This window comes from Kosakonia sp., from assembly GCF_032104925.1.
GTDB lineage: Bacteria > Pseudomonadota > Gammaproteobacteria > Enterobacterales > Enterobacteriaceae > Kosakonia.
In genome coordinates, this window is record NZ_DAMCGF010000001.1 from 141,162 (window position 1) to 165,388 (window position 24,227).

The window sequence follows — 24,227 nt, forward strand, 5'->3', positions numbered from 1 at the left end:
CAAAAATGGCCGCATTACCCGATAAAGAGAAACTGCTGCGCAATTTTAGCCGCTGTGCCAACTGGGAAGAGAAGTACCTCTATATTATTGAGCTGGGGCAGCGTCTACCGGAATTAAGTGCCGACGCGCACAATCCTGAGAACATTATTCAGGGCTGTCAGAGCCAGGTCTGGATTGTCATGCACCGCAATGAAGCGGGGGTGATTGAGCTGGCAGGCGACAGTGACGCCGCGATTGTCAAAGGACTTATTGCCATCGTCTTTGTGCTCTATCAGCAGATGACTGCGCAGGACATTGTGGCGTTTGACGTGCGCCCGTGGTTTGAAAAGATGTCCCTTACGCAACATTTGACGCCTTCTCGCTCACAGGGGCTTGAGGCGATGATCCGCGCGATTCGCAACAAAGCCGCCAACATTAGCTAAACTTAAAAGACCATTTTTCATCCTGTTACGATGCGAGGCGTTATACGCCTCGCTGGATCTTCAGCTTTCTGACACCTTGTCAGTGGATACAGGAACTTCAGTATGAAACGCGCGTCTTTGCTCTCCTTATGTCTTTTCGGCGCTTTAAGCGCACTCCAGGTGGCTCGTGCGGCAGAATATCCTCTGCCTGCCGACGGGAGCCGCGTTATTGGGCAAAACCAGACTTACACCGTGCAGGCGGGGGATAAAAACCTGCAGGCCATCGCCCGTCATTTCGACACGGCAGCAATGTTGATCCTTGAAGCCAATAACACGATTGCACCCGTACCGAGGCCGGGTACGATCGTCACCATCCCTTCACAAATGATTTTGCCCGATACGCCGCGCGAAGGGATTGTGGTTAATTTGGCCGAGTTGCGGCTGTATTATTTCCCGCCAGGGAAAAATAGCGTGCAGGTCTACCCGATAGGTATTGGCCAACAGGGGCTGGAAACGCCGGTTTCGGTGACGCGGGTCAGCCAGAAGATCCCGAACCCAACCTGGACACCGACAGCGGGCATTCGCGCGCGTTCATTAGCCAACGGTATTGAATTGCCACCGGTGATACCCGCAGGGCCAAATAACCCGTTAGGGCGCTTTGCGCTGCGTCTGGGGATTGGCAATGGCGAATATCTTATCCACGGTACTAATGCGCCGGACAGCGTTGGGTTACGGGTCAGCTCAGGCTGTATCCGCATGAATGCACCGGATATCCAGGCGTTATTTGCACAGGTTGCGGCTGGTACGCGCGTGACGATTATCAACGAACCGGTGAAATACACCGTAGAGCCTGACGGGCGGCACTTTATTGAAGTGCATCGTCCGCTGGCACAAAAGGTTGAAGAAAATACGCAGACGGTGCCGATCACCTTCTCTCCCGCGCTGGAAGCGTTTATTCATAATGCCGGCGGTGATAGTGGCATGATTACGCAGGCGTTGAATCGTCGTGCGGGTTACCCGATCGCGATTCCGGTGAAGACAGCGGCGGCAGCGTCGAAAGAAAGTGTGTTGTCCGTACAGAACAATGCGAAAGGTACGACGGTGGATGCAGAAGCCCAACAGGAGGCGGTAACGCAGTAGGGGAACAGGAAGGGCAAATTACAGGCAAAAAAAATGGCGCACCGAGTGCGCCATTTCATTACAGGAACTCTTACTTACGGTAAGAGTGAGCCTGGTTGTCCAGACGCTGGTTAGCGCGAGCTGCGTCATCTTTAGCAGCCTGAACGTCGGAACGGATTGCGTTCACGTCGTTGCTCAGCTGGTCAACTTTAGCGTTCAGAGTCTGAACGTCAGAAGACAGCTGATCGATTTTAGCATTGCTGGAGCAACCAGCCAGCAGAGTAGAACCCAGGATTACCGCGCCCAGTACCAGTTTAGTACGATTCATTATTAATACCCTCTAGATTGAGTTAATCTCCATGTAGCGTTACAAGTATTACACAAAGTTTTTTAGGTTGAGAATATTTTTTTGATGGGAATCCACTTAAATTTGATCGTTCGCTCAAAGAAGCACCGACTTTCAATAAAAGGTTAAAAAACGCGTGTTAAAACAGCGAGCTTCCATCGGATTCATCTTAGATAATGGCCAGTTTAAATAGTGAAATCCGATTGGATTTTTTATTTTAAATGGGGGCGGGAATATAAAAAAAAGCGCCACAAGGGCGCTTTTTTAATCAGTCTGAATTGTCCGGCGATTATTACAGAACGTGGACAGAAGCCGTGTTTGTAGTGCCGCTCGGAACCAGTGCGCCGGAAACCATAACAACTACGTCGCCTTTGCTTGCCAGACCACTTTCCAGCGCCACTTCTTTACCCAGACGGTAGAAATCATCTGTAGAAGAGATCTCTTTCACCAGCTGCGGGATAACGCCTTTGCTCAGCACCAGCTGACGCGCGGTCACTTCGTTGGTGGTCAGCGCCAGAATAGTGGCATCCGGGAAGTATTTACGTACAGCGCGGGCAGATTTGCCGCCCTGAGTCGCAACAACAATCAGCGGAGCTTCCAGTTTTTCAGCGGTTTCAACAGCGCCACGGCAAACCGCTTCCGTGATACGCAGTTTACGGCTGTCGTTGTTGAAATCCAGACGGCTGGTCATCACGCGATCGGTACGCTCGCAAATGGTGGCCATAATGGTCACCGCTTCCAGCGGATATTTCCCTTTAGCGGATTCGCCAGACAGCATTACGGCGTCGGTGCCGTCGAGGATGGCGTTAGCCACGTCGCCAGCTTCAGCGCGGGTCGGACGCGGGTTTTTAATCATGGAGTCGAGCATCTGGGTCGCAGTGATAACGACTTTGCGAGCGCGGATACATTTTTCAATCATCATCTTCTGCGCGAAGATCACTTCTTCAACCGGGATTTCTACGCCCAGGTCGCCGCGCGCAACCATGATGCCGTCAGAGGCTTCGAGGATTTCGTCGAAGTTGTTCAGGCCTTCCTGGTTTTCAATTTTGGAGATGATCTGGATGTTCTCGCCACCGTGAGCTTTCAGATGCTCACGAATTTCAACCACGTCAGAACGTTTACGGATAAAGGAGGCCGCAACAAAGTCGACGCCTTGTTCGCAACCGAAGATCAGGTCTTGCTTATCTTTTTCAGCCAGCGCCGGCAGGGCGATGGAAACGCCTGGCAGGTTAACGCCTTTGTTTTCACCGAGGTCGCCGTTGTTCAGCACTTTACAGATAACTTTATTGCCAACGATTTCGGTCACTTCCATACCGATCAGACCATCGTCTACCAGTACGGTGTTGCCAACGCTCAGATCGTTGGTGAAACCTTCGTAGGTCACGGCAACCGTATCCGCGTTGCCGACAACAGATTTGTCAGTGGTGAAGGTGAAAGTCTGACCTGCTTTCAGGGAGACGTCGTTGCCACCTTCCAGTTTGATGGTGCGGATTTCCGGACCTTTGGTGTCCAGCAGAATTGCCGCTTTTTTACCGGTTTTGCTCATCACGTTGCGCAGGTTTTTGATGCGCTGGCCGTGCTCAGCATAGTCACCGTGAGAGAAGTTTAAACGCATGACGTTCATGCCAGCGTCCAGCATTTTCGCCAGCATCTCTTCGGATTCGGTTTTCGGACCGATGGTGCAAACAATTTTGGTCTTTTTCATGACAGTTCTGGTCTTTAAGTTTGAGTTGAGAAGGATTGGGAATTTACGCTCCGGTTAGCGCACGGCTCCGGAGTCAAACCTGTGTTGCGAAAAGAGCGATGCCACAGTCTAAGGATAGGTGACATCAAAAAAGCGTGCAGAAGAATGTGTGCCTGAGATTCAGCCAGATCGGGGAAAAATTGATGTGAGTAATTTGTTTTACAGTTCAATCAGCTGAATCCATTCAAATTAGGATGGCGGCATTATAGCGTCGACATCGACAGAAAGGAATTAAAAACGCCGTTTCAAAATACGAATTTATCATCATTGTCGATTTGTTGTGTAACCGTTATCACAAAATTGCGCAACCGTTGCGTAGCCGAGGCAGCCCGCGGCCTGGCCATCGTAATGGCATCAGTTTGAACCACTCTCACGCCGTGTTATTTCTCTTCTACGGCTCCGCTTATTTACTTTTTCGCCTCCTGATATTGAAAAATAAACAATAAGATTTTTCTGTTTGTTTTTTATGCGCAAGGGGTTGTGGGTATTAATTTAATAAAAAATGTGCGCCAGTTTGCTTTTTAATTAATCGCCGGGGCGGCGGGTTTTTACTTCTCTCTTTTGCATCAGCGAGGCGGATATATCTGATGAGTACTGCTTAAAAGGGTGGAAATATATTTTATATTTCTGAATTAACATCACGTTTTTGCATGAAATTTGTTTTAAGGATAATCTTAAAATGCTTGCTTTTGTTGAGGGTTAACTGCTTGTTTTTTATTAAAAAGCAGAATGAATTGCGAAAGTGGTAGAAAACTAAGTTATTGATACTTATGGTCTTTAACTTTTAGAAAGAATTTGCAATAAAACGCCTTGTTACTACTCTTAAGCGACTCTTGATGAGACCCGAAAAATTTATAAAAAATTTCGTTCCGGATTATTAACTCCGGAGGTCGGCTGGTGCCTGCTTATTATTTACTGCCAGCCTTATTTAATGCGTTTACTCATGATGAAGGTTGGGTGATGACAACTTCCGCTGTTGCTGGACAGGGATATGCTTTTATTCCGCCGCCAGAAATTCCGACCCAGCAGGGACCGATGGGCATCCTGTACGATTTTAATGACGGTGCCCGGTTATTGTTGCCAGCCGGTAACTGGCGGGTAGAAATAAGCGATGACGAAACGGGAAATATTCTGTTTGCCGACGATGTCGCGCAGGGCTGGGTAATCAGCACAAAAAAATATTACGTGCCGTTTCGTCTGCGGGTCTGGGACGGCGTCCAGCCGGAGCCCGTGCTGGACCACGCTCTGGATATGCGCGGCAAAACGGTACTGGTCTCCTTTCCCGGCGGTACGCTGGGCGACCTCATCGGCTGGGTACCTTACGCTGAACGCTTTCGGCAGACGTACCAGTGCAACGTTCATTGCACCATGGCACAGCCGATCGTCGATCTCTTCAAGCCGGTCTATCCGCAGCTCAATTGTGCTACCCCAGAAGAGTGGCTGGCCGGGCCGGGCGTGAGTGAGCCGCCTTACGCCAGCTGGCGCGTCGGGCTCTTTTTTCACGGCGATCTCGACAAGCAGCCATTTGATTTTCGCGCTGTTGGTCTGCACCGCACCGCCGGACATATTCTCGGCGTCGATCCCACAGAAATCGTTCCGGACCTGCGCCAGCGTAGCGCGCGTCGTATCGCTGAACCCTATGTCTGCATCGCGACCCAGTCCACCAGCCAGGCCAAATTCTGGAACAACGGCAATGGCTGGCATGAAGTGATCGACTATCTGAAAGCGCAGGGCTACCGCGTGCTGTGTATTGACAAAGAGCGCGTGGTAGGCCGCGGGTACATCTGGAACAAAATCCCCCACGGCGCGGAAGATTTCACCGGCAATCTGCCCCTCGCTGAACGCGTGGCGTTGCTGGAACACGCCGAATTTTTTATCGGCCTCGGCAGCGGTCTCTCCTGGCTTGCCTGGGGTTGCCATATTCCGGTGGTGCTGATCAGTGGATTCAGCCTGCCGAACAGCGAATTTCATACCCCCTGGCGCGTCATCAACACCCATGTCTGCAACGGCTGCTGGGATGACGTGCGATTGAATTTTGACCATCAGGACTATTTCTGGTGTCCGCGCCACAAAGGCACGGACCGGCAGTACGAATGCACACGTTTTATCACTGGTAAGCAGGTCATCGGTCATCTTCGTCGGCTGATTGCCCTGCGAAGCAATCCCTTTGGCATCAAAACAACAGCACTGGCAGACCCCGATCAACATGCCGCCTGACGGATGAGAGACGGGTTTCGAGGACACAGAAATGAAAAAAAGTCTTAACTGCAGTTACCGGCTGGTATGGAATGACGTTCAGCGGGCGTTTGTGGTGGTTTCAGAACTGACCCGGGCGAAAGGCAAGCGCGCAGGCGGCGCGGTGTTGATCTCGGCGGCGGTGGGTGGCCTGTTCGCAAGCAGCGGGGCGATGGCGTTTACCCCGGACGTCACTGGTTCGACGCGGGATGAGGTGGTGCAGGAGGGGGTTCAGAATGTGCGCCCTGGAGGCTTAACCACCAACCATACCATCAGTACCCGTGGTACGCAGATAGTGGCGGGCGGGCAGACTGTGGATACGCGTGTTCAGGATGGCGGTTCGCAGATTGTGCGGCAGAACGGCCAGACGACCGGTACCGTTGTCACTAACGGGACACAGATTGTTGAAGTGGACGGGACGGCAACGGGCACGCAGCTTAACAGCGGCGGTACGCAGGCGGTCGCTGGCAGGGCTAATAGCACCGTTGTCGGCGCTGGCGGTGTGCAGACTGTGCAGGAAAGCGGGGTGGCAAGCCAGACGATTATTAACACTGGCGGCGTGCAAGCTGTTAACGGCAGCTCCGTTCAGGGCGTCATTAACGCAGGCGGCATCCAGCTCATCAACAGCGGTGGTTTCTCTCAGGACGCGACGGTAAACAGCGGGGGTGTCCAGCACGTTAACGTCGGCGGTTCCGCGGCCGACACCGCCATCTTTGGCGGCGGCAATCAGGTCGTGGCCGGTACGGTATCCGGTGCGCACCTCAACGACGGTGGTGCGCAACTGGTTCAGCAAACCGGTAAAGCCACCGGTACCATCATTAACAATCGCGGTACGCAGACCGTAGACGGCACCGCTATCTCCGCAGTGGTCAACGGTGGCGGTACCCAACTGGTGCATAGCGGCGCGCTGGCGGCGGGCACCATCGTGAACAGCGGCGGGATTCAGCATATTAATCAGGGCGGGGCAGCTTCTGACGGCGTGGTGTTTGGCGGCGGCACCCAGGTACTGGCGGGAACCGCATCCGGCACCAGCGTCAACGATGGCGGTGCGCAGCTGGTGCAGAAAACCGGCAAATCCACCGGAACCATCATCAACAATCGCGGCACGCAGACCGTAGACGGCCAGGCCATCTCTTCTGTCGTCAATGCTGGAGGGACGCAGCAGGTTAATCGCGGCGGGCTGGCGACGGGCGGCGTGGTGAACACCGGTGGTCTGCAACATATCAGCGAAGGCGGTGCAGCATCCGATGCCATTCTGCTCGGTGGCACCCAACTGGTGGAAGGCACCACCTCTGGCACCATCATTAATAACGGCGGTCTGCAGCAGATCCACGCCAGCGGCATGAGCAGTGATGCGGTGGTGAACGCCGGCGGTAAACAGGATGTGGACGGCGTCTCCTTCTCCGCTGAAGTGAACGACGGCGGCCTGCAGAAAGTCCGCAGCGGCGGTGCCGCCACCAGCGCAGTTATTAACACCGGCGGGATTCAAAATGTACTCTCAGGTGGATCAACCGCCTTCACCACGTTGTTGGGCGGGATTCAGCAACTGGCGGGCGTAGCGGCAGATACCATTATCGGTGCCGGCGGCGTACAGCACGTTCAGGTCGGTGGCAGCGCCAACGGATCGCTGATCAACGAGGGCGGTCTGCAGCGCGTGGATGGCACAGCCAACTCATCGGTTATTTATGACGGCGGCATCCAGTTGGTGAACAGCGGCGGTCTGGCGGATAACGCGACCGTTAACAGTGGCGGCCTGCAACACATCAATGAAGGTGGTGCAGCGTCCGACACCACGGTGTTTGGCGGCGGTCGGCAAGTTGTTGCCGGTACGGCCTCCGGCACCAGCATCAATGACGGTGCCTACCAGCTTGTTCAGGCAACCGGTAAAGCCACCGACACTATCATCAACAGCGGTGGCACTCAGGCGGTAGACGGCACGGCGATCTCCGCTGTGGTCAACGATAGCGGGGTTCAGCTGATCCACTCCGGCGCGCTTGCCGCAGGCTCGCTGGTTAATTCCGGTGGTCTGCAGCATATCAACGAAGGCGGCGCTGCCTCGGATGCGCTGCTGTTTGGCGGTACCCAGATTGTCGAAGGCACCGCATCCGACACCCGGGTGGACTCTGGCGGTGTGCAACAGGTTCACGTTACCGGGAAAACCATCGACAGCAAAATCTATGACGGCGGTTTCCAGGATGTTGACGGCACCGCTAACGGTACGATCGTCTACACCGGCGGTAAACAGCTGATCCGCAGCGGCGGTCATGCGAACGACACCCGCGTCGATAAAGATGGTGTGCAGATTGTGCGTGCCGGCGGCGCGGCGTCAAAAACGACGCTGCTGGGTGGAACGCAGCAGGTCGCGGGTATGGCAGGCGACACGGTTATTGGCGATGGCGGCATTCAGCACGTCCAGGTGGGCGGCATTGCCATGGGCGCGCTGATCAACAGCGGCGGTCTGCAGCGCGTTGACGGCTCGGCGACCTCTGCCGTGGTGAACAACGGTGGCGTGCAACTGGTGAACAGCGGTGGGCTGGCCGCAGGCTCCATCGTCAACAGCGGTGGCCTGCAGCATATCAACCTTGGCGGCGCAGCGTCTGATGGCACTATCTTCGGCGGGGGTAAACAGTTGGTGGCAGGGACCGCGTCCGGCACCAGCGTCAGCGATGGCGGTCAGCAGATCGTGCAGGCCAGCGGTAAAACCTCCGGTACGCAAATCAACAGCGGCGGTGTGCAGAGCGTGGACGGCAGCGCCACCTCATCCGTGGTACGCGATGGCGGCATCCAGCTGGTGAATAACGGCGGCCTGGCGGCAGGTACTGCTGTACACAGCGGCGGCCTGCAGCACATCAACCTTGGCGGCGCGGCGTCTGATGGCACTATCTTTGGCGGCGGTAAACAGGTGGTGGCGGGCACGGCGTCCGGTACCAGCCTGAACGATGGCGCTTATCAAATCGTTACGACCACCGGGAAAGCGACCGGCACCCTGATCAACAGCGGCGGCGTGCAGAGCGTTGATGGCAACGCGACCTCGGCAGTGGTGCGCAACGGCGGCATCCAGCTGGTGAATAAAGGTGGTCTGGCGGCAGGCACCACGGTGAACAGCGGCGGTCTGCAGCACATCAATCTCGGCGGCGCGGCGTCTGACGGCACCATCTTCGGCGGCGGCAAGCAGCTGGTGGAAGGTACTGCCTCCGGTGCCAGCGTGAACGATGGCGGTACGCAACTGGTGGCAGGGAGCGGTAAAACCACCGACACCCATATCAACAGCGGTGGTGTGCAGAGCGTAGACGGTACGGCCATCTCGTCCGTGATCAATAACGGCGGTCAGCAAATCGTCAACTACGGCGGCCTCGCTGCCGGTTCGATCGTCAATAACGGTGGGGTGCAACACATTTCCGCTGGCGGCGCGGCGTCTGACGGTACGGTGTTCGGCGGCGGTACGCAACTGGTGGAAGGTTCGGCTTCCGGCACCAGCATCAGCGACGGCGGGGTACAACTGGTGACCAAGAGCGGTCAGGCCAGCGGCACGCTGATTAACAGCGGTGGCGTACAACGCGTACACGGCCAGTCGTTCGACGCGGTGATTAATAACGGCGGTGCGCAGATCGTTGACCCGTATGGCTGGGCACGCCAGAGCGTGATTAATGCCGGCGGGACGCAGATCCTCAGTAACTCTGCTGTGGCGATCTCCACCGTGATGAATGGCGGTGAGCAGCACATCAATAACGGCGCGAAATCTTTCGCCGCGCGCCTGCTGGGCGGTACGCAGAATATCGGTAGCGGCGGGCAGGCCTTCGAAACTCTCGTTGAAAAGGGTGGCGTGCAGAACGTTAACGCGGGCGGTTACACCTACGGTGGCACCATCTCCACCGGCGGCAGACAAAATGTTGCCTCCGGCGGCGTAACCGACTTCACCTTTGTCGATGGTGGCCTGCAGGTGGTTGACGGTACCTCGATTGTCAGCATCGTGAAAAACGGCGGGCGTCAGGTTGTCAACAAAAATGCCAATGCCGAAGTCTCTGTGGTGATTGATGGCGGTATTCAGGAGGTCTTTGGCACCACCACCGGATCGGAGATCACCCGGGCGGAACAGCGCATCTATAGCGGGGGTTCTGCCACCTCTACCGTGCTGAGCGATGGTGCGGTTCAGGGGATTTACGACGGCGCGATAGTGACCGATACCCGTAACCGCAACAGCATCCAGAACCTGTACAGCGGTGGGCGTGCAGAAAACAACCTGATGGATGATTTTGCAGTGCAGAACATCGCTGCGGGCGCAACGGCGGTGAACACTTCGATGATCAACTCCAGCCAGCAGAATGTGCGCGGCAGTGCCGTTGATACCGATCTTTCGGCGAACGCCGTGCAGAACGTCTACCGCGGCGGGACGGCGACTCGCACGGCGATCTACGAGCGCGGCATCCAGAATATCTTCAGCGGCGGTTCATCAATACTTGCTGTCATCCAGGCCGGTGGGATCCAGAACGTGCTGAACGGCGGTACTGCCATCAGCACCACCATTAATAATGGCGGTACCCAGAACGTGAATAGTGGCGGGACGGTGATCTCGACCATTATCCGTGAGGGCGGGATCCAGAACGTCAATGACGGCGCGATCGTTATCGACAACAAAGTGGTTGGCGATCAGGTGGTTAATCAGGGCGGCACCGTCGCCTCGTCCACTGTTAGCGAAAACGGTACCCAGAGTGTCACCTTTGGCGGCACGGCGATTGCCACGACCGTCAGCAAAGGCGGCGCCCAGTTCGTGCGCGCCGGTGGCACGGCGGATCTGACGGCGATTGAGCGCGGCGGCGTGCTGGCGCTGGAAGATGGTGCAACGGTTACCAATATCAATCTCAATAGCGGCGCAGCATTGATGGCGGGCACCGGTACCACGCTCAACGGTACCAACGCACTTGGCAGCTTCTCCATTGCCAATAAAGTTGCCGATAGTGTGCTGCTGGAAGGCGGCGGTCTGCTGTCGGTTGCCGCTGACGGCAGTGCCAACAACACCGTGGTAAGCGAGAACGGTACGCTGAGTGTCGCCGAAGGCGGGATGCTGACCGGGATAACCAAAGTCAACGACGGCGCTACGCTTGCCGGCAATGTTAACAACAGCGGCGAACTGCGTATCACCACTGATACCAGTGCCAACACCGTTAACGCGGCCATCAACGGTAGCGGTACGCTGTATAAAGAAGGTGATAACACGCTGACCCTGAGCGGTGCGCTTAATCAGGCGGGCGGTACTTATCTGCAGAGCGGTACGCTGGTGTTCAGCGGGCTGGATGCCGTGACCGACATCATCGCCCAGCGCGGCACCTCGCTGCAGTTGACCAACGGCACTACGCTGACCGGGATGATCGACCCGACCGACCTGACCGTCGATGCCGGTTCAAGCTGGCTGATGACCGCAGACTCCCTGCTCAATAACCTGACGCTGGGCGGCTCGATCGATTACCAGGCACCGACCGGGACGTTCGTTCCGAAAACCCTGACGGTTACCAATCTGGTGGGCAATGGCGGCACCATTACCCTGAACACCCTGTTTAACGGTAATAGCGCAGTGAGCGACAGCCTGGTACTGGACGGCGGCACCGCCACCGGTAATACGCGGATCGCCATTCGCAGCCAGGGCGGTCTGGGTGCACGTACCACCGGTAACGGCATCCAGGTGGTGAATGCCATTAATGGCGCGACCACGACCGATGATGCTTTCAGTCTCAGCGGCAGCCTGCAGGCGGGGGCGTATAACTACACCCTGCAACAGGGCAGCGCCGACCAGAGCTGGTATCTGACGACTGCTGAAGCCGGTGGCAACGAGAACGGCCCGCAGAACTACCGTTCGGCGACGTATCTTTATAGCTCTGTCTATGCGCAGGCCATGGACTACGACAGTGCGCTGCTCGGTTCGCTGGATGCCCGTCGCTATGCGGCGCGTACCGCCGCCGAAAGCGGTAGCAACATGTGGGCCCGTTTCCAGGCCGGTCAACTGAGCCACGATCATGGCAGCAACGATCTGCGTAACGGCAACACACCGGACAGTAAAGGCGGCTATACCTTCCTGCAGATCGGTAGCGATCTGTGGCAGGGTTCGGCTTCTGCCATGGAATGGACCGTTGGGGTGTACGGTGCGGCGGGGCTTTCTGCCGTCGACGTGCAGCGCAACGACAAGTCGAAAGCCGGTACGGTACGTGATGACGCTTACAGCGGCGGCCTCTACCTTAACGGCGTGCATGAGAGCGGCTGGTGGATGGATGTGGTGGCCCAGGGCACACGTCACAACTTCGATACCAACCCGCGCGATGGCGACGGTCTGAAAACTCACGGCTGGGGCTATGTTGGCTCCTTCGAAACCGGTCTGCCGTTTGAGATCGGCGGCGGCCTGGTGCTGGAACCGCAGGTGCAGTACCAGTATCGCGGCGTGAACCTGAAAGATGGTAATGATGACGTTGCAGACGTGCAGTTCGGCGATGGTCACAGCCAGCAGGTGCGTGCCGGTCTGCGTCTGGGCAACAACGCGACGCTGAAAGAGACTGGCAAACCGGTACCGGTAAGCTGGTGGGTGCGTCCGTCCTTCATCCAGACCTTCGACTCGAAGGGTACGCTGAACGTCAGCGCACCAGGCGTAGCAGGCAGCGAGGTCGCGTTCAATCCGGATCAGGACGGCACCGCTGCGGCGCTGGATGTCGGCATTGACGGCCAGATCCGCGATAACGTTACCCTCGGGGTGCGTGCGGGCTACACCCGGAGCATTAATGACGCAGGCACTGGCGGCTACGGCGGTCAAATCACGCTGAAAGTCGGCTTCTGATAGCCAGGAAGTAACACGAAAAGCCGTGCCGTAAGGTGCGGCTTTTTTTTATGCACATTCGGAGACGGTAGCGTGATCGCTGTCGCTAACGCAGAGTCGGCGTGGCGGTGAATATATGCTGAGATGAAAAAGAGGGATAAAGCTGAGAATGACTAAGAATGGTGCGTCCGAATGGACTCGAACCATCGACCCCCACCATGTCAAGGTGGTGCTCTAACCAACTGAGCTACGGACGCACTGAAAAGGAATGGTGCGTTCAATTGGACTCGAACCAACGACCCCCACCATGTCAAGGTGGTGCTCTAACCAACTGAGCTATGAACGCAGTGTTGTGGTTGACAACGGGGACGAATATTAGCGGCAGGCCGGAGATGTGGCAAGCGGAAAATGGCAAATTTCTCACGCAATTCACCTGATTGCGGAACAACTGAGCAAAATGTCGTGAAAGTAGCCGCCAGCGGGCGGCTACCAACGTTTTAGCGCGCAGCGCGCTGCAAAATGGTTGCCGAGGGCTGACGTTGCAGGTAACGCATCCGCAGCATCATCATTATCGCCGCCGAGGTCAGGCCAATAATAAAGCCCATCCAGAAACCCGCAGGGCCCATTCTGTCGACCACTAAATCGGTTAACGCCAGCGTGTAACCCACCGGTAAACCCAGCACCCAGTAAGCAATAAAGGTGATAAAAAAGATCGAGCGCGTATCTTTATAACCACGCAGGATACCGCTGCCAATCACCTGAATGGAGTCGGAGATTTGGTAAATCGCCGCCAGCAACATCAAGTGCGATGCCAGCGTCACGACCTGTGGATTATCGTTATAGATCAGCGCGATATGTTCACGCATTAACGCGGTGAAAATCGCCGTTAACGCCGCCATGGAGATGCCGACCAACAACCCCGTGTGGGCTGAGGTTTTCGCATCCAGCGTTGAACCCTGACCGAGACGAAACCCGACGCGAATGGTCACCGCCGCTGACAGCGAGAGCGGTAAAACAAACATCAGGGAACTGAAATTCAGCGCGATCTGATGTCCGGCGACATCGACAATGCCCAACGGCGAAACGAGCAGCGCTACCACGGCAAACAGCGTTACCTCGAAAAAGAGCGCCAGTGCAATGGGCAGCCCGAGCTGAGTCAGGCGTTTTAACACCGCGACGTCAGGTTTGGCAAAACGTTGCATCGCTTGAATATCACGCATCGCGCGGGCGCGTTTAACGTACAGGCGCATGCAAATAAACATCACCCAATAGACGGACGCGGTCGCCACACCGCAGCCCACGCCGCCGAGTTCGGGCATACCGAAATGGCCGTAAATAAAGATGTAGTTCACCGGGATATTCACCAGCAGGCCGACAAACCCCATCAGCATACCCGGGATCGTGCGGGCAAGGCCTTCGCACTGATTACGCATCACCTGGAAAAAGAGATAACCCGGCGCCCCCCACATCAACGCACGTAAAAAACGCACGGCTTTATCCGCCAGTTGCGGATCGATGTTGTGCATGGCGTAAATAATATGACCGGCATTCCACAGCACAATCATGATCAACACCGCGACCAGGCCTGCCAGCCAGAACCCCTGGCCAACCTGATGGGCAATTCTGTCGCGACGTCCGGAACCATTTAACTGGGCAATCACCGGCGTCATCGCCAGCAGCAGACCGTGGCCGAACAGTATGGCGGGAAACCAGATTGAGGTCCCGATTGCCACCGCCGCCATATCCGTGGCGCTGTAGCCACCGGCCATAACCGTATCGACGAAACCCATGGCTGTCTGGGCGACCTGCGCGAAAATAACCGGCACGGCGAGCGCCAGTAACTGACCCGCTTCTCTCATATACTTCTGCACGAGAACACCTTTATCTTGTAGTTATAAGAAGAATGGAATGACTAATCAGGAAGGAGTTTTTCCTTGTGCTAAAAAGGATGCCGCACAGCGATGGGTGCGACATGTGTACAAATATTACCTGCTATGGCGCGCTTTTGCCATGCCAGTCATAAAGCAAAGTTATCTTTTAGCACGCGGCGCTACGCTTATCTTCTCGCCAGAGTGGCGGGAAAAAGGGCGGCAGGGCGATTGAAACTGGCAAGGGTAAATCTCACCTGTTATTGTGCGTAAAGAACACGGTAATGGCCGTATGAATGGAACAGGAGTGGTAAGTATGTTTACGGGTATTGTGCAAGGCACGGCGAAACTGGTGTCAATTGATGATAAACCCAATTTCCGCACTCACGTTGTTGAGTTGCCTGAGACGATGCTGGATGGTATTGAGACCGGCGCTTCCATTGCCAATAATGGTTGCTGTCTGACAGTGACGGCGATTAACGGCCGCCATATCAGCTTCGATCTGATGAAAGAGACGCTGCGTATCACCAACCTCGGCGATCTGAATGTCGGCGACTCGGTAAATGTTGAGCGCGCGGCAAAATTCAGCGATGAAATCGGCGGTCACTTAATGTCGGGTCATATCATGACTACCGCCGAAATAGTCAAAATTCTCACCTCGGAAAATAACCGCCAGATCTGGTTCAAAGTGCAGGATCCTGCGCTGATGAAATACATTCTGTACAAAGGTTTTATCGGCATTGACGGGATCAGCCTGACGGTTGGCGAAGTCACCAGTAGCCGCTTCTGCGTGCATTTAATTCCGGAAACGTTGCAGCGTACGACGCTTGGCGCGAAAAAACTGGGGCATCGCGTGAATATCGAAATCGACCCGCAAACGCAGGCGGTTGTCGATACCGTGGAGCGTGTGCTGGCCTCGAAAGAAGCGGCGATTGTCGCAGCAGCCAGCGAAGAGTAAAAATAAACCCCGGCATGCCGGGGTTTATTTTTTAACGCGCAACGCGCAACCCGTGTTCAATACCCCGACTGAAAACCACCTGCCAGAGCTGAATGTCCCGCGCACGAAACGCCCCCGCGCAGGCATTGAGATAATAGCTGAACATCCGTTTAAAGCGCTCCGAGTAGTTGTCGGCGATTTCCGGCCAGGCGGCAAGAAAACGCTCATGCCACGCCATTAACGTACGGTCATAATCCGCGCCGAAATTGTGCCAGTCTTCCATCACAAAGTGTGATTCGCTGGCATCCGCAATCTGGCGCACAGAAGGCAAACAACCATTCGGGAAGATGTAGCGGTTGATCCACGGATCCACATTATGATCGGTACGTTTTGAGCCGATGGTATGCAGTAAAAAAATGCCATCAGGTTTCAGGTTACGATCGACAACGCGGAAATAGGTCGCATAGTTTTTTGGCCCGACATGTTCAAACATGCCAACGGAAACAATGCGGTCAAATTGCTCGTCGAGATCGCGATAATCCTGCAAACGGATATCGACATCCAGCCCTTCGCAACGCTTCTGCGCCAGCTTTTGCTGCTCTGCGGAAATTGTCACGCCAACCACACTGACGCCGTAATTTTGCGCCATATACTGCGCCAGACCACCCCATCCACAGCCAATATCCAGCACGCGCATGCCGGGTTTCAACTGCAGCTTTTCACCAATAAGCCGCAGTTTTGCCCGTTGTGCATCGTCCAGCGTTTCAGCGTCTTTCCAGTAGGCGCAAGAGTATTGCATCTGCGGGTCCAGCATGCGGGTAAACAGATCATTACCAAGATCGTAATGTTCTTTGCCCACAATCCAGGCCCTTTTTTTACTTTGCAGATTAAATAATCTTGCTCCGGCAATGCGGAGTGTATCTTTGAAATGGTGCGGAAGTTGGTTTTCCAGCCCGGCGCGTAAGACTTTGGTGAAGAATATGTCCAGGCGGGCGCAATCCCACCAGCCGTCCATATAACTTTCGCCGAGTCCGAGCGAGCCTTCCTGTAAAACACGTTTGAAAAAATCAGGATTTTTCACCTGAATATCTGACGCTGCGGGACCGTTGACGCGGATACCTGCGCGACCCAGCAGTTCGTTTGCTATACGGAACCAATTGTCATCCCGTACGCTAACTTCTTCTATACACGATGAACTCATAACTTCTCCATCACTCGCAGTGATCAGAACCTTCAAACAGCGTAGACGCTTTTTCGGGCTTGTGAGAAATCTCACGGTTTTTACCGTGAGGCTGATATCCGACGTAGAACAGAGGAAGGGAGAGGACCCTTGCCGAAAGGCCTTCCATGGGTAAACGGGTACAATCCGGTACCCGTTAATGCATAATATTTATCGTATTTATCAAACAGCCGAAAATGAGTATAGGCTTCAAAATCGGGTGATTCAATAAAAAGCCCGTAGCAAGCTAACCACTGTGTTGTTGATAGTCGCTTACGCAACTATTAATGCGACGAGGAAGCCACAGCCTTTTTGTCTGCTAATTCATCGTGCGTGCGGCGCTGAAGGCGATAACCCAGCGCGACCAGTAGTACCATTGCCAGCATGACAGTGGTTGTCGTCAGCAGTGGTGTGGCGATGAGCCATGAGACCACCAGGCTTGCCAGAAAACATAAACCCAGCTGTAGCGTATTTTGCAAGGCGGCTGCGCGGCCGGTTGCCTGCGGGAAAGGACGCAGCGCCTGCGCGACCACGATAGGGTAAATCGCGCCGTTGGCCATTGCCATAAAGCAGAAGGGGATGAGCAGCGCGGCCAGCGACACGTCCGGCATAAAACCGACGGCCCAGGTGGCGAGGACACTTAACGCGAACGCTCCCAGCAGCCATGGCAACAAACGAGAACCCTGCCATTTCTGCAACGCGGCACGGCAACCGTAACCGCCCACCAAAAAGGCGATGGTTTGCGGCACATAACTGAGGCCAATAACCGATGGGCCATAACCCATTTCATGCAGAATAAACGGTGAACCGGTCAGCCAGGCGAAGAAACTGGCTGAGCAGGCGGCATAGATAATCACATTCCCGCGATAATCCCGGGCACGCAGCAGATCCATAAATGTCAGCGGTTGTTCGTGGTGTTCACTTTTCTGCGCGGGTGATTTCAGCCGCCATGCCGGGATCATCAGAATTAACGTTATCGCCAGTAAAGTGGCGAAAATGGCCTGCCAGTTGAAATGCGCAAGGATCCAGGCGCCCAGCAGCGGTGCCAGTGCCGGCGTCAAACCCACCAGCGGCATAATGGTGGCGAAGATGCGATTGACGCGATGCGCGGGGTAGTTATCCGTCACCAGCGCCTGCCAGCTTACTGTCGCGGCGCAGACGCCGACCGCCTGGAGAAAGCGCAGTACCAGCAGCAGGGTTGCATCACGTACCCATAATGTTCCCAGACAGCCCAGCGCGAAAATCGCCAGCCCGGTCAGCAAAATCGGCTTGCGACCATAGCGGTCTGATAGCGGCCCCCATACCAGTTGCGCAATGGCAAAGCCCGCCAGAAACAGGCTTAAAGTCGCGCTAACCACCGCAGACGATGTGTCTAAATCTTGCTGTATCGCGCTGAAGGCGGGGAGGTACATATCAGTGGCTAAAAAGCCGAGCACGCTTAATCCCGCGAGCCAGACTAAAAATCCGTTGCCAGGTTGCATTAGTGTTTCTCTTTAATTGCAGGTAATCAGGGCTGTCGAGTGTAAGGAGTGCATTAGCGCTTGTGAAACGCTAATATTTGCGTAGTGGTTTCAAAATTTTTGCAGGCAGATTATGTGGTCAGAATATTCGCTGGAAGTGGTTGATGCTGTCGCGCGCAATGGCAGTTTTAGCGGTGCGGCGCAGGAGTTACACCGTGTACCTTCTGCGGTGAGCTATACCGTGCGGCAGCTTGAAGAGTGGCTCGCTGTTCCGCTGTTTGAGCGTCGCCATCGGGATGTTGAGCTTACGCCTGCCGGAGTCTGGTTTTTGAAAGAAGGGCGAGCTGTTATCAAAAAAATGCAGATCACCCGTCAGCAGTGCCAGCAAATTGCCAACGGCTGGCGCGGGCAACTGGCGATCGCCGTCGACAACATCGTAAAACCTGAACGTACCCGGCAATTAATCGTCGATTTCTATCGACATTTCAGTGATGTCGAGTTGCAGGTCTACCAGGAAGTCTTTAACGGTGTCTGGGATGCGCTTGCTGACGGACGGGTGGAGCTGGCGATCGGCGCAACGCAGGCTATTCCCGTCGGTGGGCGTTATGCGTTTCGCGATATGGGAATGCTGAGCTGGAAATGCGTGGTTTCCAGTCGCCATCCGCTGGCGTCACTGGCAGGCCCGCTTAGCGACGATACCTTGCGCAACTGGCCTTCACTTATCCAGGAAGATACGTCCCGCTCGTTGCCGAAACGTATTACCTGGCTACTGGATAATCAGAAACGCGTGATTGTTCCTGATTGGGCGTCGTCGGAGGCGTGCTTATCGGCAGGGTTATGCGTGGGAATGGTGCCGGCACACTTTGCCCGGCCGCGGCTCGACAGCGGTGACTGGGTTGCGCTGACCCTGGAAAATCCCTTCCCGGATGCGGCGTGCTGCCTGACATGGCAACAAAATGAGGCGTCCCCGGCGTTAAACTGGCTGCTGGAATATCTGGGAGATAGCGAAACGCTGAATGACGAGTGGTTACGGGAGCCGAATTAACGGCTCCGTAATAAGCGGTTAGCGGCGGTAGTCGCGGAACGGGCCATCGGCCACGGAACGGCGCTCAACCAGACGCGGATGCACTTCAATAGACTGCGACTCTTCGCGCTTGTTGACGATACGATCAAGCAGCATGGTAAACGCCGTTTCTCCCAGCGAATCTTTCGGCTGGTGAATCGTGGTTAGGGCCGGGGTGAAGAAGCGTGAGTTACGTACGTTGTCATAACCAATCAGGGAAATATCCTGCGGTACGCGTAAACCCATCTCATCGGCAGCGCACAGCGCGCCCATCGCCATAATGTCACCGCCGCAAAAGACTGCGGTAGGGCGATGCGCCTGATTGAGGATTTGCTGCATCGCGCGATAGCCGGATTCCGGCTCGAAATCGCCCTGCACGATCCAGTTTTCCGGCACGCTGATAAGGGCTTCTTCCATCGCTTTCATAAAGCCAGCCAGACGGCCCGCGCCAGTGTTACGCTCCAGCGGGCCGGGGATCACGCCAATATCGCGGTGTCCGCGATCAATAAGGTAGCGCCCGGCCATATAACCGCCTTCAAAGGCGTTATCAATAACGGAATCCGTAAAGTCGGCCTTCGCTTCTCCCCAGTCCATCACTACCATCGGAATATGGCGGTACTCTTCGAGCATGCTCAACAGCGATTCCGGGTATTCGGAACACATTACCAGCAAACCATCAACGCGCTTTTGCGCCATCATCGACAGATAAGCACGCTGTTTTTCGAGGCTATTCCAGGCATTGCCGAGGATCAGGGTATAACCCTTCTGGAAGCACTTTTTCTCTACGGCTTCGATAATTTCAGCAAAGTAGGCCGCTTCACTGCTGGTGGCCAGCAAGCCGATCGATTTTGTGTGATTCACTTTCAGGCTGCGGGCGACGGCGCTGGGGGAATAGTGCAACTCTTTAATCGCCGCCCATACAGCGTTGCGCGTCTCTTCGGCGACGAAACGGGTTTTGTTAATCACATGTGATACGGTTGTAGTGGAAACGTTTGCTCGTTTCGCTACGTCTTTAATCGTTGCCATCAGATATCACTCCAGACCATATCATAAGCTCCTGATAATACTTAAGGTAAACGTTTGCCTTTAATCACCCTGTACCCATCAAAGGGGGTGCGGTACGCCGGGAAAACGACACTGGACGTCAGGAGGGGAGTCAATGGCCGGTACGCTAATAAATTTAGCGTCGAATTTTGTCTGATCTTGAGCAAAAGGGGAAGTATTAAAACGTTTCTCCTGCGAATTCCCGCAAGATTTTTAAGATAATTTGTGCAAAAATGCGTTATCTCACTTTTTGTGGGGAAATTAAAAAGGGGAAAATTGATGAGCACCGATCTGAAGTATTCTTTAATCACTACCGTCATCGTTCTGAGCCTGATTGTTTTCGGCGGTCTGACTGCTGCACTGCATTGATCTATCGCGAGGGAGAGCCTTTTCTCCCTCGGTTTTCTGCCCCGCCATTGTTATCACTTCTGCAATAATCTTTTGTCATTCTGCTAACTTCTGTTTTTTGTGATAGCTGTCATACTTTTGGCTTCAGCGACAGGGTCGCAAGTCGGCATGTCTATTTTGGAGTCACAGATGAAAATTAATTTCCCTTTGCTTGCCCTGGCGATTGGCGCCTTCGGCATTGGTACCACCGAGTTTTCCCCGATGGGATTACTGCCGGTTATTGCCCGCGGCGTCGACGTTTCTATTCCGGCGGCGGGGATGCTGATTAGCGCCTACGCTATCGGCGTAATGGTCGGTGCGCCGTTAATGACATTGCTGCTGTCTCACCGTGGCAGACGCAATGCCCTGATCTTTTTGATGGCGATTTTTACGCTCGGTAACGTGCTGTCGGCGATTGCGCCGGATTACGCCACATTAATGCTGGCACGGATCGTCACCAGTCTGAACCACGGCGCTTTCTTTGGTCTTGGCTCGGTGGTGGCGGCAAGCGTTGTCGCCAAAGAGAAGCAGGCCAGCGCAGTGGCAACCATGTTTATGGGGCTGACCATTGCTAACATTGGCGGTGTGCCTGCCGCAACCTGGCTGGGTGAAACCATTGGCTGGCGTATGTCCTTCATGGCCACCGCCGGGCTGGGTGTCATTGCCATGGCGAGCCTGTTCTTTTCGCTGCCGAAAGGTGGCACAGGTGAGCGCCCGGACGTACGTAAAGAGCTGTCGGTACTGGTACGCCCACAAGTGTTGTCCGCATTGTTGACCACCGTGCTCGGCGCAGGCGCCATGTTCACGCTGTATACCTACATTGCGCCGGTACTGCACACCATTACCGATGCCACTCCCGTTTTTGTGACGGCGATGCTGGTATTGATTGGCGTTGGTTTCTCCATTGGTAACTATCTCGGCGGCAAACTGGCGGATCGCTCGGTCACCGGCACGCTGAAAGGTTTTTTGATCCTGCTGATTGCCATCATGCTGGCGATCCCGTTCCTGGCACGCAGTGAAGTGGGCGCAGCCATCAGCATGGTGGTGTGGGGCGCGGCGACGTTTGCGGTGGTTCCGCCGTTGCAGATGCGTGTCATGCGCGTTGCGCATGAAGCACCTGGCCTTTCATCTTCAGTCAATATCGGTGCCTTTAACCTCGGTAACGCGCTGGGTGCGGCAGCCGGTGGGGCAGTGATTTCCGCTGGGCTGGGTTATGATTTCGTCCCGGTTATGGGGGCGATTATTGCCGGGCTGGGCCTGCTGGTGGTGCTGTTCTCTGGTTCTAAGCCAGAACGTGCCTGTGCCGCAGCAGAATAAATAGCACAAATGCAAAAAAGGAGGGGCTAGCCCCTCCTTTGTTTTATGCCGCGTTTATGCCGCTAAATTTTTGGCCACGAATGACCAGTTTACCAGCGCCCAGAAATGTTCGAGGTAGTTCGGGCGCGCATTACGGTAATCGATGTAATACGCATGTTCCCAGACATCGACGGTTAACAGCGGGGTTGCATCGCTTGTCAGCGGAGTGCCCGCATTAGACGTTGAAACAATGGCTAATGTGCCATCCGCTTTTTTCACCAGCCACGTCCAGCCAGCACCGAAGTTTTTAACCGCAGCATCGGTGAATTGCGCTTTGAATTCGGCAAAGCTGCCGAATGATTTGGCGATAGCTGCCGCCAGCTCACCGGTCGGTTCACCGCCAGCATTCGGGGCCAGGCAGTTCCAGTAGAAAGTATGGTTCCAGACCTGGGCAGCATTATTGAACACGCCGCCTTCGCTGCTTTTCACAATCTCTTCGAGCGATTTACCTTCAAAAGCGCTGCCTTTGATCAGGTTGTTGAGGTTGGTGACATACGTCTGATGGTGTTTACCATAGTGGTATTCCAGCGTTTCGGCTGAGATATGCGGCGCCAGGGCGTCTTTTGCATACGGTAATGCAGGTAATTCAAACGACATTGCTATTCTCCTTTCATTATTTTAATAACACCCAATAGCCCTACTGGATGTACGGATTAGGGTAGCAAATCGAAAGGCCAGACAAAAGAGGGAGTTACCTGCCGCAGGCGCGGCAGGTGAGGGGTTAGCGAATGGTTTTCGGCGTCACGACGCGACGCGCGCCAACATAATGGCGCTGCCAGTAATCTTCACTCAGCGAGGTAACCTGGATGTCCTGGCCGCTACGCGGAGACTGAATGAATTTACCATTACCGACGTACACGCCCACGTGATCGGCGGTACCACGGCCCTGGGTACGGAAGAACACCAGATCGCCGCTCTCCAGTTCCGCCACATTCACCGGCGATGCATCGCGCAGGTGATACATTTCATTGGCGGTACGCGGAATACGGAATTTCACCAGATCCTTATATGCGTAATAGACCAGACCGCTGCAATCGAAACCGGTGCTTGGTGAGGTGCCGCCCCAGTGATAAGGCTTGCCAATCTGGTTCATCAGCTTGGACATGGCGGTTTTTTGTGCTTTTTGAATGCGAACTTTATGCACATCGGCGATGGCGTTAGTGCTTTTAACCTTCACACAATGCGGCTTGTGGCCTTTGCGCGGCGTACATTTCTCAGTCCAGGTGACGGCGGTGGTTTTTAACGGGCTGGATGTATTACGACGCGAGGTGATTTTGCTGGCTTTTTTGCTGGTAGTAACTTTTTTGTTTGCCGGAGCTTTTTTACTCTCCGTTGTTTTTTTGCTGGTGGTTTTTTCTGCCGGACTGCGACTGTTTTTCTTTGGTGTCTTTTGTGATGTATTTTTTTTCTTACGTTCGGATGCTTTCGCCAGATGCGATTTTTGCACGGCCGACGCTCGCGCCTGTTCAGAGGCACTCGCTAATGGCGTGAAAGAAATCGTGGTGAACAACAAAGCACAGAGCGTGATTGAAGCTTTTGGTATCCGCGCCACTGAGCAATCCCCTGTTAGGGCAAGCATTTAATATGCCTGCAAATGGTTTTTTAAAACTCGTCGATTCTAATCCATAAAAACCCCAAAAGTTAATACTGTTTTTGCATCTATAGCTTCGTTTCGTTAACAAGCGCAAAAAAAAGCAGCAAAACGTTTCTATGTGCTCAAGAGTTAGGCAGCAAGCGGGATGGCGAGTTGAGTTAAGTCATATTCCTAAGGCAACTTTTGCCGACAGACGATAAAATCATGAACGGTGAACAAAATGTTATTTTCCGATGCCCCTCTGAACCGTTACAATGGCGAACATCTGCCGTAGAAGAAGTTGAAGGAAGCATGACAATGAGCACAACACTTGAAAAAATCCAGCGCCAGATCGCTGAAAACCCGATTCTGCTGTATATGAAAGGCTCTCCGAAGCTGCCAAGCTGCGGTTTCTCCGCCCAGGCGGTACAAGCGCTCTCTGCATGCGGTGAACGTTTTGCCTATGTAGACATTCTGCAAAACCCGGATATTCGCGCAGAACTGCCGAAATACGCTAACTGGCCGACCTTCCCGCAGCTGTGGGTTGAAGGTGAACTGGTTGGCGGCTGCGATATCGTGATTGAAATGTATCAACGCGGCGAATTGCAGACGCTTATCAAAGAAGCGGCGGCAAAACATAAAGACGAGCCGAGCGCAGAGTAATTTCTGCCAATAAAAA

At 54.6% G+C, this 24,227-nt stretch carries 18 protein-coding genes and 2 tRNA genes; 10 read left to right on the forward strand and 10 right to left on the reverse strand.

The genetic code is table 11. The annotated features are described in order from the left end of the window. Positions 1-5 precede the first annotated feature (5 nt). The gene (gene sufE, locus RT644_RS00730; RefSeq protein ID WP_045511461.1) at positions 6-422 is read left to right on the forward strand and encodes a cysteine desulfuration protein SufE; all 417 of its coding nucleotides are present in this window, start codon (positions 6-8) and stop codon (positions 420-422) included. Between the two features lie 102 nt (positions 423-524). After that, positions 525-1,541, forward strand: a complete 1,017-nt coding sequence (locus RT644_RS00735) for a L,D-transpeptidase family protein (protein WP_313625067.1) — start codon at positions 525-527, stop codon at positions 1,539-1,541. 70 nt (positions 1,542-1,611) lie between these two features. Here RT644_RS00735 and RT644_RS00740 read toward each other — a convergent pair whose 3' ends face one another. After that, positions 1,612-1,848 (reverse strand): major outer membrane lipoprotein, encoded by a 237-nt coding sequence (locus RT644_RS00740; RefSeq protein ID WP_007374746.1) that lies wholly within the window; start codon positions 1,846-1,848, stop codon positions 1,612-1,614. Positions 1,849-2,158: 310 nt separating this feature from the next. Further along, a complete protein-coding gene (gene pykF, locus RT644_RS00745) occupies positions 2,159-3,571 on the reverse strand; it encodes a pyruvate kinase PykF (protein ID WP_016496308.1) in 1,413 nt (470 codons plus the stop codon). 999 nt (positions 3,572-4,570) lie between these two features. Between pykF and RT644_RS00755 the strand changes: the two genes are divergently transcribed. Continuing rightward, the gene (locus RT644_RS00755; RefSeq protein WP_313625069.1) at positions 4,571-5,827 is read left to right on the forward strand and encodes an autotransporter strand-loop-strand O-heptosyltransferase; all 1,257 of its coding nucleotides are present in this window, start codon (positions 4,571-4,573) and stop codon (positions 5,825-5,827) included. A gap of 31 nt (positions 5,828-5,858) precedes the next feature. Next, entirely contained in the window at positions 5,859-12,662 is a 6,804-nt protein-coding gene (locus tag RT644_RS00760; RefSeq protein WP_313625071.1) for an AIDA repeat-containing protein, read from the forward strand. Positions 12,663-12,821: 159 nt separating this feature from the next. On the opposite strand, the gene RT644_RS00765 is transcribed toward RT644_RS00760, so the two are convergent. From RT644_RS00765 to mdtK, 3 genes are all read right to left on the reverse strand, one after another. Further along, positions 12,822-12,898, reverse strand: a tRNA-Val gene (locus RT644_RS00765). A 12-nt stretch (positions 12,899-12,910) separates the two neighbouring features. Next, positions 12,911-12,987: transfer RNA gene (locus RT644_RS00770), tRNA-Val, on the reverse strand. 151 nt (positions 12,988-13,138) lie between these two features. Further along, entirely contained in the window at positions 13,139-14,512 is a 1,374-nt protein-coding gene (mdtK, locus tag RT644_RS00775; protein WP_044489373.1) for an MdtK family multidrug efflux MATE transporter, read from the reverse strand. A gap of 37 nt (positions 14,513-14,549) precedes the next feature. On the opposite strand from mdtK, the gene RT644_RS00780 reads away from it, so the two are divergent. Both RT644_RS00780 and RT644_RS00785 read left to right on the forward strand, forming a co-directional pair. Then, a complete protein-coding gene (locus tag RT644_RS00780; protein ID WP_313625073.1) occupies positions 14,550-14,744 on the forward strand; it encodes a hypothetical protein in 195 nt (64 codons plus the stop codon). An 81-nt stretch (positions 14,745-14,825) separates the two neighbouring features. After that, positions 14,826-15,467 (forward strand): riboflavin synthase, encoded by a 642-nt coding sequence (locus tag RT644_RS00785; protein ID WP_016496304.1) that lies wholly within the window; start codon positions 14,826-14,828, stop codon positions 15,465-15,467. A gap of 31 nt (positions 15,468-15,498) precedes the next feature. Here the strand turns inward: RT644_RS00785 and cfa are convergent, their stop codons facing one another. Then, positions 15,499-16,647, reverse strand: coding sequence for a cyclopropane fatty acyl phospholipid synthase (cfa, locus tag RT644_RS00790; RefSeq protein WP_313625075.1), 1,149 nt, complete (start codon positions 16,645-16,647; stop codon positions 15,499-15,501). Positions 16,648-16,949: 302 nt separating this feature from the next. Continuing rightward, positions 16,950-18,146 carry a purine nucleoside transporter PunC gene (gene punC, locus RT644_RS00795; RefSeq protein WP_313625077.1) on the reverse strand — a complete coding sequence of 399 codons (1,197 nt, stop codon included), beginning with the start codon at positions 18,144-18,146 and terminating at the stop codon, positions 16,950-16,952. Positions 18,147-18,258: 112 nt separating this feature from the next. Here punC and punR point away from each other — a divergent pair, with 112 nt between their 5' ends. Continuing rightward, on the forward strand, positions 18,259-19,170 hold the full coding sequence (punR, locus tag RT644_RS00800) for a DNA-binding transcriptional activator PunR (RefSeq protein WP_016496301.1): 912 nt from the start codon (positions 18,259-18,261) through the stop codon (positions 19,168-19,170). An 18-nt stretch (positions 19,171-19,188) separates the two neighbouring features. Here the strand turns inward: punR and purR are convergent, their stop codons facing one another. Next, positions 19,189-20,214, reverse strand: coding sequence for an HTH-type transcriptional repressor PurR (purR, locus tag RT644_RS00805; RefSeq protein ID WP_016496300.1), 1,026 nt, complete (start codon positions 20,212-20,214; stop codon positions 19,189-19,191). Between the two features lie 297 nt (positions 20,215-20,511). Between purR and RT644_RS00810 the strand changes: the two genes are divergently transcribed. Further along, on the forward strand, positions 20,512-20,601 hold the full coding sequence (locus RT644_RS00810; RefSeq protein ID WP_016496299.1) for a YnhF family membrane protein: 90 nt from the start codon (positions 20,512-20,514) through the stop codon (positions 20,599-20,601). 168 nt (positions 20,602-20,769) lie between these two features. Then, positions 20,770-21,936, forward strand: coding sequence for an MFS transporter (locus RT644_RS00815; RefSeq protein ID WP_313625080.1), 1,167 nt, complete (start codon positions 20,770-20,772; stop codon positions 21,934-21,936). Between the two features lie 54 nt (positions 21,937-21,990). Here the strand turns inward: RT644_RS00815 and sodB are convergent, their stop codons facing one another. Both sodB and RT644_RS00825 read right to left on the reverse strand, forming a co-directional pair. Beyond that, positions 21,991-22,572 (reverse strand): superoxide dismutase [Fe], encoded by a 582-nt coding sequence (gene sodB, locus RT644_RS00820; protein ID WP_016496297.1) that lies wholly within the window; start codon positions 22,570-22,572, stop codon positions 21,991-21,993. Positions 22,573-22,696: 124 nt separating this feature from the next. Further along, a complete protein-coding gene (locus RT644_RS00825) occupies positions 22,697-23,527 on the reverse strand; it encodes a C40 family peptidase (RefSeq protein WP_044489372.1) in 831 nt (276 codons plus the stop codon). A 339-nt stretch (positions 23,528-23,866) separates the two neighbouring features. Between RT644_RS00825 and RT644_RS00830 the strand changes: the two genes are divergently transcribed. Then, complete coding sequence (locus tag RT644_RS00830; RefSeq protein WP_016496295.1) at positions 23,867-24,211, forward strand: Grx4 family monothiol glutaredoxin; 345 nt, start codon at positions 23,867-23,869, stop codon at positions 24,209-24,211. Positions 24,212-24,227 lie beyond the last annotated feature (16 nt).

Excerpts from the sequence above, each read along its gene's own strand:
- RT644_RS00780 (WP_313625073.1), top strand. The coding sequence starts at position 14,550 with ATGACTAATCAGGAAGGAGTTTTTCCTTGTGCTAAAAAGGATGCCGCA.
- RT644_RS00785 (WP_016496304.1), top strand. The coding sequence starts at position 14,826 with ATGTTTACGGGTATTGTGCAAGGCACGGCGAAACTGGTGTCAATTGAT.
- RT644_RS00755 (WP_313625069.1), top strand. The coding sequence starts at position 4,571 with ATGACAACTTCCGCTGTTGCTGGACAGGGATATGCTTTTATTCCGCCG.
- RT644_RS00760 (WP_313625071.1), top strand. The coding sequence starts at position 5,859 with ATGAAAAAAAGTCTTAACTGCAGTTACCGGCTGGTATGGAATGACGTT.
- sodB (WP_016496297.1), bottom strand. The coding sequence starts at position 22,572 with ATGTCGTTTGAATTACCTGCATTACCGTATGCAAAAGACGCCCTGGCG.
- RT644_RS00830 (WP_016496295.1), top strand. The coding sequence starts at position 23,867 with ATGAGCACAACACTTGAAAAAATCCAGCGCCAGATCGCTGAAAACCCG.
- RT644_RS00815 (WP_313625080.1), top strand. The coding sequence starts at position 20,770 with ATGAAAATTAATTTCCCTTTGCTTGCCCTGGCGATTGGCGCCTTCGGC.
- RT644_RS00810 (WP_016496299.1), top strand. The coding sequence starts at position 20,512 with ATGAGCACCGATCTGAAGTATTCTTTAATCACTACCGTCATCGTTCTG.
- punR (WP_016496301.1), top strand. The coding sequence starts at position 18,259 with ATGTGGTCAGAATATTCGCTGGAAGTGGTTGATGCTGTCGCGCGCAAT.
- sufE (WP_045511461.1), top strand. The coding sequence starts at position 6 with ATGGCCGCATTACCCGATAAAGAGAAACTGCTGCGCAATTTTAGCCGC.
- purR (WP_016496300.1), bottom strand. The coding sequence starts at position 20,214 with ATGGCAACGATTAAAGACGTAGCGAAACGAGCAAACGTTTCCACTACA.
- punC (WP_313625077.1), bottom strand. The coding sequence starts at position 18,146 with ATGCAACCTGGCAACGGATTTTTAGTCTGGCTCGCGGGATTAAGCGTG.
- RT644_RS00735 (WP_313625067.1), top strand. The coding sequence starts at position 525 with ATGAAACGCGCGTCTTTGCTCTCCTTATGTCTTTTCGGCGCTTTAAGC.
- cfa (WP_313625075.1), bottom strand. The coding sequence starts at position 16,647 with ATGAGTTCATCGTGTATAGAAGAAGTTAGCGTACGGGATGACAATTGG.
- pykF (WP_016496308.1), bottom strand. The coding sequence starts at position 3,571 with ATGAAAAAGACCAAAATTGTTTGCACCATCGGTCCGAAAACCGAATCC.
- RT644_RS00740 (WP_007374746.1), bottom strand. The coding sequence starts at position 1,848 with ATGAATCGTACTAAACTGGTACTGGGCGCGGTAATCCTGGGTTCTACT.